Consider the following 14,613-nt stretch of genomic DNA (forward strand, 5'->3'; position numbering starts at 1 on the left):
AGCACAAGTCCACCACGGTGGCGGTCCCCGTGACAGCTGTTTCACGGTGTCCGGCCAGCTCACGGGGCCGACCCGGCGTCGACGTTGAGACACCGCGCCCGGGTGAGGACAATGGCGAGGGTGACTGGCGAACCCAACACATCCCCTCCGACCGCACCGGCGCCGGCAACCCCCGCGCGGACCTTCTACGACGAGGTCGGCGGTGCCGAGACGTTCCGGCGACTCACGGCTGTGTTCTATCGCGAGGTGGCGCGCGACGAGGTGCTGCGCCCGCTGTATCCCGAGGAGGACCTGGGTCCGGCCGAGCGTCGGATGCGGATGTTCCTCGAACAGTACTGGGGCGGCCCGCGAACCTACTCCGATGAGCGCGGCCACCCCCGACTCCGCATGCGTCACAACCCCTTCCGCGTCGGTCCCATCGAGCGGGACGCGTGGCTGCGCTGTATGCACACCGCAATCGCCTCCATCGACGACGACACGCTCGACGCACCCCACCGCCAGGCGCTGATCGACTACATGGAGATGGCTGCGCAATCGATGATGAATTCACCCATCTGAGAGCGTTTTCTGTCCCGACACGCCGCCCGACTCGCCGACTGACCTGGATTTCTCCGAGAAAACTCAGGTAGGGCACAATGACCACGGTGAGCGATGAGACACCAGAGGTCGTCCCCGCCGAGCCATCCGACGGGGGTCAGCCCGACGACGTCGCGTTCGACGACGGCGCGATCGAGTCCGACGTCGCGTTCGACGACGGCGCGATCGAGTCCGACGACGGCGCGATCGAGTCCGACGTCGATGCGCTCGAGGAGCCGGCTGCCGGCGAGGCCGTCGTCGCCGCCGACGCACCGGTCGCACCACCCGTTGTGTCGCAGCTGGATCCGGCTGACACCACGTGGTGGAAGTCCGCGGTGTTCTATCAGCTCTATCCGCGCTCGTTCTCCGATGTCAGCGGTGACGGCGTCGGCGATCTCGCCGGTGTCATCGACAAACTCGGCTATCTCGAACTCCTCGGCATCGATGCGATCTGGCTCAGTCCGATCATGGCCTCTCCCATGGCAGATCACGGTTACGACGTCTCCGATCCCCGGGACGTCGATCCCCTCTTCGGCGACCTCGACGTCTTCGACGAGCTCATCGCCGAGGCCCACGAACGCGACATCCGGGTGACGATGGACCTCGTCCCCAACCACACGAGTGACCAGCACGAGTGGTTCCAGGCCGCGCTGGCCGCGGCCCCCGGCAGTCCCGAACGCGAGCGGTACATCTTCCGGGACGGCCTCGGTGACGACGGCGACGAGCCGCCGAACAACTGGCACAGCATCTTCGGCGGACCCGCCTGGACCCGGGTCACCGAGGCCGACGGCTCGCCGGGACAGTGGTACCTGCACATCTTCGCCAAGGAGCAGCCGGACCTGAACTGGGAGAACCCGGACGTCTTCGCCGATCTCGAGAAGACGCTGCGCTTCTGGCTGGATCGGGGTGTCGACGGCTTCCGCATCGACGTCGCGCACGGCATGGCCAAACCCGCGGACCTGCCCGACATGGACCTGTCGGCGACCAAACTGCTGCAGAACTCCGACGACGACCCGCGTTTCAACAACTATGCGGTGCACGAGATCCACCGCAAGATCCGCAAGGTCCTCGACGAGTATCCCGGGGCCGCCAACGTCGGTGAGATCTGGGTCAGCGACAACGAGCGATTCGCCGAGTACCTGCGTCCCGACGAACTGCACCTCGGGTTCAACTTCCGGCTCGCCAAGGCGCCGTTCGAATCCGGTGCGATCAGGGAGGCCATCGAGAACTCACTCGACGCGGTGTTGTCGGTGTCGGGTACTCCGACGTGGACGCTGTCCAATCACGATGTCGCCCGCGAGGTCACGCGATACGCCGTCGCCGACCCGGAGACCGGGGCACTCGACCTCGAGCGCGGCACGAGGCGCGCACGAGCGATGCTCGTCGTCGAAATGGCCCTGCCCGGAACGGTTTTCCTCTACAACGGGAGCGAACTGGGACTGCCGAACGTCGACGACCTGCCCGACGACGCACTCCAGGACCCGGTGTGGGAACGGTCCGGACGCACCGAACGCGGGCGGGACGGCTGCCGCGTCCCGATCCCCTGGGAGGGGACCGAGCCGCCCTTCGGGTTCAGTGCGACGCCCGAGACCTGGCTGCCGATCCCGGAGTCGTGGCGCGCGCTCACCGTCGAGGCCCAGCTCGAGGACGTGGGGTCGATGCTGTCGCTCTACCGCGCCGCCATCGACCTGAGGGTGACCCGTCCGGAGTTCACCGGTGAGCACCTCGAGTGGTACGGCGCGCCGGAGGGATGCCTGGCGTTCCGTCGTTCCGAGGGTCAGCTGGTCTGCGCGCTGAACGCCGGCGATGAGCCGGTGCCCCTTCCGCCCGGCGAATTGCTGCTCGTCAGTTCGCCTCTCGTCGACGGGATGCTGGCGCCGGACGCAGCGGCCTGGCTGGTGTGACTGAACTCGGGCAGCCGGCCGCGGACCACGTGAGGGGCACGCAGGCACCTCACCGCCGTCGATAGCAAGCAAGACAATCGTGAAACGCTGCTAGAAGGGCGGCGGGTTGGCGTCGTTCCAGCGCTTCTCGGCGCGTTGGTGGCGTCGGAAGTCGTTGTCGCGCTGCTTGGTGAGTCGGTCGCGGGCGGGGTGATCGGGTGATCGTCTGGGGAAGAGCTTGTTGAACAGGTCGCGTCCGCTGAAGGCGTTGCCGACGAACATGTGACCGGTGGGTGTGGTGAACCAGGCGGTGCGGGACTCGTCTTGGTGGTCCTGCCAGCTGGTGAAGGTCTTGATGCGGTGATGGAAGCGGCACAGCGGTTTGAGGTTGCGCGCATCGGTCGGGCCACCGCGCCGCGGGTCGGTGTGATCGAAGGGTTCGGTGTGGTCGAGGTCGATCTGCCAGACCGGGGCGTTGCAGCCGGGGAAGGTGCAGCACAGTTCGCCGGCACGCACCAGCGCCTGCAGCTTCTTCGACGGGGTGTACCGCGTTGTCGAACTGTCTGCCTCGGGAGCCGATGCCAGTGGCGCGGCGGGGGTCGGTGCGGGATGGATGTAGGTGCGTCGCGCTTCGGCGAGGAGTTCTCGCGCGGTGTCGGCGTCGATGATGCCATGGCGGTCGAGGAACGCGGGATCGTCGTCGAGACCGATCAGGGTCGACAGGTTCACCACGATGTGAAAGGTCGCGCGCGGCGCCAGCGAGTCCGACGCCGAGTCGGTCGGCGCGGCCGGGTCATCGGCAGCGGTGTCGGGGGCTGACGGGTCGACGAAGGTGTCCGCATCCACCATCTCAGCAGCTGGTGCAGGCGGCTCGGCGGTATCCACTGTCGCTGGGTCGAAATCTGGTGCTGTGTCGGGTTCGGTTGCGGCAGGTCGACAGTCGTCGCATAGGCAGGTGATGGCGGCTTCGCCGCGCGAAAGTGCTTTGAGGGCATCGACCCGGCGATTGGCCAACTTTCGAGGGTCACCGGCGTGGACCGCGGTGGCCATCGCCGTCAGGCGGGCGTCGAACTCGGCGGCATCAGCATCGGGCAGCGTCCCGGAGATCCGGGACTGCCCCGGCGTGAACCGATCGGGGGTGACCGTCACCTTGCGGTCGGACTTCACTCGCTCCTTGCGTCGGCGGATCGCGTCGGGTGCCCACTTGGCGACGATCGAATCGACCATGGCGGTGAACCGGGCCGTCGACATCGGTGGGCGGGCGAAGATCGCTTCGGCGAGATGGGCGTCGACGGTCTGCATCTCTTCGTCGTCGGTGATGAGATCGGTGCGCTTGAGAGCGATGAGGAAGCGGCGCTTGTCGATTCGACCGCACGCCAGTGCGTGCCCGGTGAAGGAGAGTCGGTAGCGCAGTGCGTCGCCGGCCTCGATGAGGTCTTTCGCCTCGGCCGGTGTCACGGTGAGGGTGGCGCCGACTTCGGCGATGGCTTGTTCGAGACCGTTGGGCCCGAACTGCTCGTAGGGGTTCTCGCCGGCGGCCACTCGCGCTGATAGGTGCTCGAAGGCTTCGATGGAGTCGAGTTCGCCGCTGTGCGTCTCGGCGCGGCGCTGCGCGTAATCCATCTCGCGTTCATCGTGAATGAGGCTGGCAACGACCATCATTCGATGCGCGGACGCTGCCGCCAAGCCCGCGCAGTGGTTGAGGACCTCGACGAGTTCGGATGCGGAGAGTTCATGGTCGGGACGAAAGCGCGGTTCGACGGACTCCTGTGATGGGTCCACCGCCGTGGATCCGGCCCCCGCCCCCGATGACATGACACCATCGTACTCGAAAATATGTTCGAGTCAAGGCTTGATTTTTCCAAGTCCCGGACGTCCTACAAATCGAACCACGACGTACTGACAGGCCTCCGACTTCGAGATAATCGTGTCTGCGTGGCGGCCAGTGCGAATCACCATGGCTGGAGCTCAGGCGACAAGAGAGATCATCGTGAGACACACCGTTTAGTTCAGGACGGTGACCGCGAGATCGCGGTGCCGGCGCTGGTACACCGAGCCGAAGCGTGCATCGATCCGAATCCACGCCGCCGACATCCGGATTCGTACCGGTTCGTCGGCTGCGATCGCCCCGGTGTCGGAGGTCTCGGTGACCGCTCGTCCGTCCGCGTCGCGGATGAATCCCATGCCGGTCAGGGCGAAGACCGATCGCATGCTCACCGCGGCCCGCAGCGCACCCTCCTCCGACGTGACCTCGAGGACATCCTGATCGAGCAGACCCGTTGCGGGACCGTGCCCGCTCCCCTCCTCGCGCGCCACCCGGGCGCCTTCCCGGGACAGTTCGACCACGCTGCGGGCGGGTACGTCGTCGATGTGCCGGAACCCGACCGCAGCGGGAAGCGCTCCGCGCCAGGCACTGTCGAGTGAGAAGCCGGGATCGACCGCGGTGCCCGGGCCGGCCGATTCGACGGTCGCACGCAGTGTCGAAGCGTCGCACACGATGTCGGTCGGCGCGATTCGTCCGGTCACCGACCGGGTGGCGAGGACGTCGAACCCGGTATGTGCCCACAAGGCCACCAGACCGTCCGAACGCGCGACCACCCGGACGACGGCGGCATCGTCGAGACGTACTGCGTGCGAGAGGAACGCGAGGGCGTTCGATCGGTCCGAGGACGCGAACTCGATGAACCGCTCCATCAACTCGGCCCGCCGCGTGTGGCCGATTCCCCGGCAGGGCGGCGGAATCCGGCGAGGTAGACCTTCTGTTCCGGGGTGAGCCGGGCGATGCGCTGGGCCGCCACGTCGAAGGCGACGAGCTGTGTGCTGGCGACCACGGCGGGGCGAGAGGCGGGGTCGGCACCCGCCGCGCGCACTTCGTAGCCGACGGTGAAGTCGACGGCCCGCAGGCGTTCGACGAACATGGTGACCTCGATCGGCCCCTCGGAATGACGCAGCTGCGCTTGATATCTCACGTGTAGGTCGGCGACGAGGCAGCCGTCGCGCAGGGGCGCGGTCGGTCGGCCGTCGTAGAAGAGCCAGGGAATGCGCGCCTCTTCGAGCAACGTCACCATCCGGGCGTGGTTGATGTGCGCGTAGACATCCATGTCCGACCAGCGCACCGGCACCTTGACCAGGTATCCGTCAGCGGTCGTGGTCCCGGCGTCCTCGTTGAGCACGTGCGTCATCCCCTGTCAGATCGGTGTCGGCGGGCGGCCAGCGCGGCCACCCCGGCCCAACCCTACGCACTACCCGACCCGGTCAAGCAGGCGCGATCTCCACCGGCAGACCGTTGAGGACGACGGTCCCCGAGAGCGGGTCCAGCAGGGCGCCGTCGTTCAGGTCGTTCACGTTCACACCCGGCTCGGCGGCAGCGACGCCCAGTCTGATGCCGTCGACATCATGACCCCACCCGTGCGGCAGCGACGCGACCCCGGGCCGGATGTCGGTGGTGATCTCGACGGGAACGGTCAGCGAACCGCCCGCACCACGGACCTTGGCGACGTCGGAGATGCCGAGTCGGTCGGCATCGTCGGGATGCATGAGCAGGGTGCATCGATTGGTACCGCCGGTGAGGGCCGGGAGATTGTGCATCCAGCTGTTGTTCGACCGCAGGTGGCGGCGGCCGACCAGCAGCAGGCTGCCGTCGGCGGCCGGCGCCGGGTCGCCCCCGGCGTCCACCGCTGCGCTCAGGCGTGCGAGGTCGCCGATGAGCGGGTCGGGAGCGAGTTCGATCTTGCCGGATGCCGTGCGGAGCACCCCGGGCAGGCGCGGCCGCATCGGCCCCAGGTCGATGCCGTGCGGCGCGGCCAGCACATCCGCGAACGTGAGGCCGTTGCGCGCGCCGAAGGCGTCGCCGTACGCCCCGAGGCGGAACAGCATGTCCAGCCGACGCTGGTGCCCGGGCGCGTCGGGCAACTTCGCGACGAGCGAGGCGACGTCACGACCGGCGACGGGCGAATAGGGGTCGGTGACCTCCTTCGACAGCGTGGCCGCGATGACCTGTTCGTCGACGAGGCCCGGGTCGGCGTCGACCCCGGCCCCGGACAGGCCCAGGATCAGCCGGCAGACGATCTCGATCTCGTCGGGACGGCCTGCCGGCAGCGGTAACACGGGCGGCGAGTAGCGGGCGGTGGCCCGGACCGCCAGGTTGTTCAGGATGGCATCGAAATGCGGACTCTGCGACGGGCGCGGCGGCGGCAGCACGACGTGTGCGTGCCGCGTCGTCTCGTTCAGATAGGGGTCGACGCAGACCACGAACTGTGCGTCGTCGAGTGCGCGTCCCAGTCGTGCGCCGTTCGGCGCGGACAGGACGGGGTTACCCGACACCGTCACCAGCGCCCGCAACCGCCCCTCGCCGGGCGTCTCGAACTCCTCGGCCATCGCGACGGCGGGGAGCTCACCGCCGACCTCCGCGTGACCGGAAACCCGGCTGCGCCACCGCCCGGTACGGAACCCCCGGCCCGCACGGGCCGGGCGGGGCGACGGAGCGGTCGGTGCGAGCGGGAACATCACTCCCCCGGGCCGGTCGAAGTTGCCGGTGAGGATGTTCACCACGTCGATGAGCCAACTGCCGATGGTCCCGAATTGCACTGTGGTGGTGCCCATCCGGCCGTAGACGGCGGCCGATTCCGACGCGGCGATCGACCGGGCGAGAGCCCGGATGTCGGCGGCCGCCACACCACAGAACGAGGCGACCCGTTCGGGAGTGAAACCGCTCAGCTCGTCGCGCAGCGCCTCCACGCCGGTGACATGCGTGGCGATCCCGCCGAGGTCGGCGGCGACGAGGTCCTCGTCGAACAGGCACTGCACCACCGCGCACAGCAGCGCCGCATCCGTTCCGGGCCGCGGCGCGATGTGGGTGTCCGCCAACTTCGCCGTGCGGGTGCGTGCCGGGTCGATGACGGTCAGGCGCCCGCCCCGGCGGCGCAGCGCGGTCAGTTTCCCGGGGAAGTCGGCGGCGGTGGTCACACTGCCGTTGGAGACCACCGGGTTCGCTCCGATGATCACGAGATGATCGGTGCGGTCGAGGTCCGGGACGGCAAAAGTCCCCGCATGACCGACGAGGTAACCGGTGGCCGCCTGCTTCGGCATCTGGTCGAGGGTGCTGGCGCTGAACACGTTGCGGGTACCGAGTGCCCGGATGAGCAAGGGCGCGTACATCGTGCCGGCGACGGTGTGCGCGGACGGATTGCCGAGGTAGAAGCCGATCGACTCGCCGCCGGAGGTCGAGATCACCTCGCGCAGCCCGTCGACCGCAGCGGTGAGCGCTGTGTCCCAATCGGTTTCGACGAGCCGACCATCGCGCCGGATGAGCGGACGGTCGAGACGATCGGGATCGTTGTCGAGCTGGGCGAAACTCGCACCCTTCGGACACAGGTAGCCGGCACTGAACACGTCGTCGGCGTCACCGCGCGCGGCGGTGACGATCTCGCCGCCGGTCGTGCGGTCCCGGCCGATGGTGAGGGTCAGACCGCAGGTGGCCTCGCAGAGCGGGCAGATGCGCGGTGCGGTTCGGGTCATGTGCTCAGGCTAGGCGCTCGGCACACCTGACTGCGACGGATTCGACGACGGCAGCCGTCGCCTGCGCATCAGCGGATCACGCTCCGCAGCTGCCGGGCCGCGACGGAGAGCGTGGCCAGGTCCGCGGTCCCGGTCTCCTCGATCTCCCGGAGCACGCTACGTACCCGGCTCAGCCGGTTCGACCGCGAGGACTCCCACTCGGCGATCTTGTCGGCCGTGCTCTCGCCGGGTTCGCTGACCTCCAGGATCCGCAGGGCCAGCGCACGGAGCGCACCGTGCATGTCGTCACGCACTGCCAACCGGGCCAGCGCATGCCATCGATCGCCGAATTCGAGTCCCGACACCGCCGTGAGCAGCTGTTCGAGACCGAAGTGCTCCATCACCCCGAAGTAGAGGTCGCCGACCTCGCCGGCGTCCCGGTCGGCGATCTCGGCCGCGTCGATGATGTCGAGCAGACAGAAGCGGTGCAGGCTAGCCGCGACGGTGTGGGCGAGGTTCTCGGGAACGCCGTGCTCGATGTAGGTGTCGGCGCGCTCGGCGATATCGCGTGCCGAACTCGGCCCGTACCAGTCGTCGATGACCTCGGACAGTGCTGCCACCCGCTCGCCGTAGCGGGTGATCTCGGCGGCCATGGCCAATGGTTGCGGCCGGAAGGCGAGCAGCCACCGCGAGGCGCGGAACAGCAGACGGCGCGCGTACAGCATCATCTCGTCGACAGCTTCGACCGGAGCCGGTGCATGCCGGATGCCCTCGAACACCTCATTCATGCCGAAGACCTTGTTGGACACCACATACGCGCGGACGCCCTCCTCGGTACTGCAGCTGCTCCCCTCGCTCAACCGGAACAGGTGGGTCATCCCGGCGTGGTCGATCACGTCGTTGACGAGGGTCGTCGCCACGATCTGACGCCGCAACCGGTGTCCGCTGATCGCGTCGGAATGCTCGGTGCGCACCGCGTCCGGGAAATAGCGCGCGACGCGGGGTGCGAACACGTCGTTGTCGGGGAGGTCGGTGGCGAGCAGGTCGGATTTGGACTCGAGCTTGACGTGCGCCATGAGCGTCGCGAACTCGGGCGACGTGAGACCGCGGTGGAGCTCGCCGCCGACCCGCTTGCGCAGCTCGCGCGGCTCGGGCAGCGCCTCCAGGCGTAGGTCGACGCCCCGTTTGGCGGCGAGGTGTTCGAGCATGCGGGCGTGCACCTCCACCCGCAGCAGCTCGAATGTGCGGCAGAATCCGAGCTCGGAGTTCTGCGAGATGTTGTCGGCGAGAACGAGTTCGGCGACCTCGTCGGTCATCGACTCCAGCAGGGGGTCGCGTTCGTCGGCGTCGAGGCCGCCCGCCGAGACCGCCGCGTCGAGCAGGATCTTGATGTTCACCTCGTGGTCGGAACAGTCGACCCCGGCCGAGTTGTCGAGGGCGTCGGTGTTGATCCGGCCCCCGGCGAGGTCGAACTCGATGCGCCCGCGTTCGGTGACCCCGAGGTTGCCGCCCTCTCCGATCACCTTGGCACGCAACTCGTTTCCGTCGACTCGGATCGCGTCGTTGGACTTGTCGCCGACACTCGCATGTGATTCGGTCGACGCCTTCACGTAGGTCCCGATGCCGCCGTTCCACAGGAGGTCGACCGGAGCGAGCAGGATCGCGCGTATCAATTCGGGTGGTGAGAGTTCTGTCGTGCCGTCTTCCATGCCCAGCGCGTCCACCATCTCGGGGGTGATCGGGATCGACTTGCGGTCGCGCTCCCACACCCCGCCGCCGGCACTGATGAGGTCGGTGTCGTAGTCCGCCCACGACGACCGCGTTAGGCCGAACAACCGCTTCCGTTCGGTGAACGACGCCGCCGCCTCCGGATCGGGGTCGACGAAGATGTGCCGGTGATCGAACGCGGCGACGAGCCGGATGTGCTCGCTGAGCAGCATCCCGTTGCCGAACACGTCGCCGCTCATGTCGCCGATCCCGACGACGGTGAAGTCCTGCGACTGCGTGTCGGTCCCCATCTCGCGGAAATGCCGCTTGACCGACTCCCACGCGCCCCGGGCAGTGATACCCATGGCCTTGTGGTCGTACCCGGCCGACCCGCCGGAGGCGAAGGCGTCGCCGAGCCAGAACCCGTACGACTTCGACACGTCGTTGGCGATGTCGGAGAACGAGGCGGTGCCCTTGTCGGCCGCCACCACCAGGTAGGTGTCGTCGGAGTCGAGCCGGACGACCCCGCGGGCGGGGATGACCTCCCCGGTCGCGAGGTCGATGTTGTCGGTCACGTCGAGCAGGCCGGCGATGAACTGCCGGTAGCACGCGATTCCTTCCTCCCGCTGCGCCTCCCGGTCCCGCGCGGCGTCACCGGTCGGCGGCGGCGGCCGTTTGACCACGAAACCGCCCTTGGCGCCGAGCGGCACGATCACCGCGTTCTTCACCGCCTGCGCCTTGACCAGGCCGAGGATCTCGGTGCGGAAATCCTCCCGGCGGTCCGACCAGCGCAGGCCGCCACGGGCGACCGAGCCGAATCGGAGGTGCACCCCCTCTACGCGCGGTGAGTAGACGAAGATCTCGTGCAGCGGACGGGGTTCAGGGGTCTGCGGGATGTCGCGCGGACGGAGTTTGAACGAGATGACCGGACAGTGATCGGAGTCCGACGACCCGCCGTCGACGAAGTAGTTCGTGCGGTCGGTCGCCGACAGCACCGCCGCGAACGCGGAGACGATGCGGTCGGCGTCGAGGCTCAAGACGAGTCCGATCTCCTCGTCGAGCTTGTCGCGTACCCGCTTTCGGCGCTCTTCGTCGGCGGTGTCGGGATCGAACGACGCGACGAACAGGTCGACGAGGCCGCGGGTGATGGCGAGGTGTTGGCCGAGGACGCTGGCGACGTGGGCCGAACTGTACGAGAACCCGCATTGGCGCAGGTACTGCCCGTAGGCGCGCAGCATCGCCGCCGACCGCCAGTCCAGGCCCGACCTGATGACGAGTTCGTTGTAGGCGTCGACGTCCGCACCGGCGAGCCAGATCCGGCGGAACGCCTCGGTGAACCGATCGGCGAGGTCGTCGGTGTGGTCGAGGTCGACGGTCATCCCGGCCGCGAGTTGGACGCTGAATTCGTAGGCCCAGCAGACGGTGTCGTCGAGCCGATGGATCTCGTACGGGTGCTCCTCGAGGACATCGAGACCGAGACTGTGCAACACCGGCAGGACATCGGTCAGTGTCGCCGACGCACCGCAGAGGTACAGCGTGAAGACCCACCGGTCCGGCTCGCGCCCGTCGGTCGCCGTCTCGGCGGCGTCGAGGGTCACGTCGATCTCACCCGGTTCCAGACCCACGACGCGAATGAGGTCGGCGAGGGCCGCATGCGGCTCGCGGAGCTCCTTGTAGTCCTCCGACAACGAGGACAACTGGCGCAGCAGCACGTCCGGGCCGCCGTCGAGTGCCGGGATGTCTTCTGCGACAGCCAGTTCGCGCACCCGCTCGTCCCAACCGCGGATGGCGGCGACCAGCGCCGCCTGCACGCGTGCGTGGGCCGGTGATCCGGTGTCGACCGAGCCGAGTTCGGCCGCCGTCGTCGGGTCGATACAGACCAGCACCTGCAACAGTGCCAACGGCATCTCGCTGACACGCGCCGTGTACTCCAGCCCGGTCCCGTCCACCTCGGCGACGAGCGCGCGCTCGAGGGCGAGACGGGTGGACGTGTTGTAGCGGTCCCGGGGCAGGTAGATGAGGGCGACGGCGGTGCGTCCGTCGAAGTTGGTGCGCAGGAACAGCCGCAGCGACCGCGTCGCCACCGCGTCCAGCATCTCGGTCAGGCGGCGTTCGAGCTCGTCCTCGGTGGACGAGAACATCTCCACCAGCGGATAGTTCTGCAGCAGCTCGATCATGGACTGACCGGCGAAGGAATCCTCCTCGACGCCCGCCTGCGCGAGGACGTCGTGCACCTTGGCGCGCAGGACCGGGACGTCGAGCACTGCCTGATGATTGCCGGCGGATGTGAGGGTACCCAGGAAACGATGCTCGCCGTCGTGTTCGCCATTCGCATCGAACGTCGGAACCTGCACGAGCACAGGGAAATTGGTGCGCTGGATGCCGGTCGCCACGAACACCCGGCTGACCCGCGGGACCAGCGGACGATCAGTCACCGACGGGAAGTCGCGGCTGACGGAGTCGGTCCGCCACACACCGAGACGGTCGGCGTCCCCGGCGGGCCCGTCCCCGCCCACCCGCACATGGCCCAGCGGGTGGAAGTGGTTGCCGGCGAACCACTCGAGCAGCGCGGCGTACTCACCACGGTCGGCGTCGGAGACTCCGGCCCCCGGCAGCGGTGCGTCGGCCATCCCGGCGGCGCACTCCGCCATCCGAGAGCGCATCGCCGACGCATCGGCGTCGACGTCGATGACCCGCGAGACGACCTCGCGGAGATCGTCGCGCAGCGGTTCCGGATCGATGCCCGGGTGACGTGCGAGGCCGCAGACCGCGATCCAGGACTCCGGGGTCGTCTCGCCGGAGTCGACGGCGACGAGTGTGCCGTCGGGGTCCCGCTGAACGGGTATCACCGGGTGGTCCATGCGATCGACGGTGAGGTCGTGCGCCTCGACCGTGGCCAGGACGGCTTCGACGAGCATCGGCATGTCGTCGTTGACGACGAGGATCTCGACGGTGCCGCCCTCGCCCGCGGTCACCCCGACGAGCGCCTCTCCGCGGCGGCGGACCCGCGCGTCATCGAGATGTCTGCGCACCCGGTCGGCGGCCGACTCACCTGCCGACCCGTCGGTCCGCGACCTGAAGTAGTGGTCCACCGCGTCCGGAACGAGTGACGTCACATCTGCCGATGCTAGTCACCCGCGCCGGGCGGAACCGGGATTAATCGCGAGTCAGTTTGCGGTGCGTGACCCGGTGCGGGCGGGCGGCGTCGGCGCCGAGGCGATCGACCTTGTTGGCCTCGTAGGCCTCGAAGTTGCCCTCGAACCAGAACCACTGCCCCTCTTCGACGTTGCCCTCCCACGCCAGGATGTGGGTACAGGTGCGGTCGAGGAACCAGCGGTCGTGGCTGATGACCACGGCACACCCGGGGAACTGCTCCAGCGCGTTCTCCAGCGAGCCCAGGGTCTCGACGTCGAGGTCGTTGGTCGGCTCGTCGAGAAGGATAAGGTTGCCGCCCTCTTTCAGGGTGAGCGCGAGGTTCAGGCGGTTGCGCTCACCACCGGAGAGCACCTCCGAGCGCTTCTGCTGGTCAGGGCCCTTGAACCCGAAGGCGCTGACGTAGGCGCGCGAGGGCATCTCGTTCTGGCCGACCTCGATGTAGTCGAGCCCGTCGGAGACGACCTCCCACACCGTCTTCTTGGGGTCGATGTTGGCGCGGCTCTGGTCGACGTAACTCAGCTTGACCGTCTCGCCGACCTTCACCGTGCCCGAATCGGGCCGCTCGAGGCCGACGATCGTCTTGAACAGGGTCGTCTTGCCGACGCCGTTCGGACCGATCACACCGACGATGCCGTTGCGCGGCAGGGTGAACGACAGGTCCTTGATGAGAACCCGGCCCTCGAAGCCCTTGTCCAGGTGCGAGACCTCGACCACGACGTCGCCCAGGCGCGGCGGCGTCGGGATCTGGATCTCCTCGAAGTCGAGCTTGCGGGTCTTCTCCGCTTCGGCCGCCATCTCCTCGTAGCGGGCGAGGCGGGCCTTGTTCTTGGTCTGGCGGGCCTTGGCACCGGAGCGGACCCAGGCGAGCTCTTCCTTCAGCCGCTTCTGCAGCTTCTGGTCCTTCTTGCCCTGGACCTCGAGACGCTCGGCCTTCTTCTCCAGGTAGGTCGAGTAGTTGCCCTCGTAGGGGTGCAGCTTGCCGCGGTCGACCTCACAGATCCACTGCGCGACGTGATCGAGGAAGTACCGGTCGTGGGTCACGGCCAGCACTGCTCCCGAGTAGTTCGCGAGGAACTGCTCCAGCCACAGCACCGACTCGGCGTCGAGGTGGTTGGTCGGCTCGTCGAGCAGCAGGAGGTCGGGCTTCTGCAGCAGCAGTTTGCACAGTGCGACGCGGCGACGTTCACCACCGGACAGGTGGGTGACCGGCGAATCGGCCGGCGGGCAGCGCAGCGCATCCATCGCCTGCTCGAGCTGGGAGTCGAGGTCCCAGGCGTCGTTGTTGTCCAGGTCCTCCTGGAGCTTGCCCATCTCTTCCATCAGCTCGTCGGAGTAGTCCGTCGCGAGCTGTTCGGCGATCTCGTTGAAGCGGTCGAGCTTGACCTTGATCTCACCCATGCCCTCCTCGACGTTCTCCTTGACCGTCTTCTCCTCGTTGAGGGGCGGCTCCTGCAGGAGGATGCCGACGGTTGCGTCGGGGTCGAGGAACGCCTCGCCGTTCGACGGCTGGTCCAGGCCGGCCATGATCTTCAGGATCGACGACTTGCCCGCGCCGTTGGGTCCCACGACGCCGATCTTGGCGCCCGGGTAGAAGGACATGGTGACGTCGTCGAGGATGACCTTGTCGCCGTGCGCCTTGCGAACCTTCTTCATCGTGTAGATGAACTCAGCCACGTGAAAACTCCTTCGGACCTGCTCGATGCCGTGTGATCTGTCTGCCGCGGACGCGGGGGGTGCGCGCCCGGGCGCACACACAATGGGGACAAGCCTAGTCGCCGTCGCATGCCGGGCGACG

8 protein-coding genes are annotated in these 14,613 nt (G+C 68.0%); 2 read left to right on the forward strand and 6 right to left on the reverse strand.

Going from position 1 to position 14,613, the window contains the following annotated elements:
* Positions 1-111: 111 nt before the first annotated feature.
* Both JW364_RS04360 and JW364_RS04365 read left to right on the forward strand, forming a co-directional pair.
* Positions 112-558 (forward strand): globin, encoded by a 447-nt coding sequence (locus tag JW364_RS04360; protein WP_223259061.1) that lies wholly within the window; start codon positions 112-114, stop codon positions 556-558.
* Positions 559-635: 77 nt separating this feature from the next.
* Complete coding sequence (locus JW364_RS04365) at positions 636-2,480, forward strand: glycoside hydrolase family 13 protein (RefSeq protein WP_205333126.1); 1,845 nt, start codon at positions 636-638, stop codon at positions 2,478-2,480.
* Between the two features lie 90 nt (positions 2,481-2,570).
* Here JW364_RS04365 and JW364_RS04370 read toward each other — a convergent pair whose 3' ends face one another.
* From JW364_RS04370 to ettA, 6 genes are all read right to left on the reverse strand, one after another.
* Entirely contained in the window at positions 2,571-4,274 is a 1,704-nt protein-coding gene (locus JW364_RS04370) for an HNH endonuclease signature motif containing protein (RefSeq protein ID WP_068972481.1), read from the reverse strand.
* A 189-nt stretch (positions 4,275-4,463) separates the two neighbouring features.
* On the reverse strand, positions 4,464-5,153 hold the full coding sequence (locus JW364_RS04375) for a hypothetical protein (protein WP_058250035.1): 690 nt from the start codon (positions 5,151-5,153) through the stop codon (positions 4,464-4,466).
* Positions 5,153-5,641, reverse strand: coding sequence for a thioesterase family protein (locus JW364_RS04380; RefSeq protein WP_065629020.1), 489 nt, complete (start codon positions 5,639-5,641; stop codon positions 5,153-5,155). Before JW364_RS04380 ends, JW364_RS04375 begins: the two co-directional genes overlap by 1 nt.
* Before the next feature lie 73 nt (positions 5,642-5,714).
* Complete coding sequence (locus JW364_RS04385) at positions 5,715-7,976, reverse strand: molybdopterin-dependent oxidoreductase (protein WP_205333125.1); 2,262 nt, start codon at positions 7,974-7,976, stop codon at positions 5,715-5,717.
* A gap of 68 nt (positions 7,977-8,044) precedes the next feature.
* Positions 8,045-12,778 (reverse strand): NAD-glutamate dehydrogenase, encoded by a 4,734-nt coding sequence (locus tag JW364_RS04390; protein WP_205333124.1) that lies wholly within the window; start codon positions 12,776-12,778, stop codon positions 8,045-8,047.
* Positions 12,779-12,818: 40 nt separating this feature from the next.
* Positions 12,819-14,492, reverse strand: a complete 1,674-nt coding sequence (gene ettA, locus JW364_RS04395) for an energy-dependent translational throttle protein EttA (protein WP_068972484.1) — start codon at positions 14,490-14,492, stop codon at positions 12,819-12,821.
* Positions 14,493-14,613 lie beyond the last annotated feature (121 nt).

Origin of the sequence: Gordonia sp. BP-119, assembly GCF_016924115.1 — a bacterium.
GTDB classification, from domain to species: Bacteria; Actinomycetota; Actinomycetes; order Mycobacteriales; family Mycobacteriaceae; genus Gordonia; species Gordonia hongkongensis.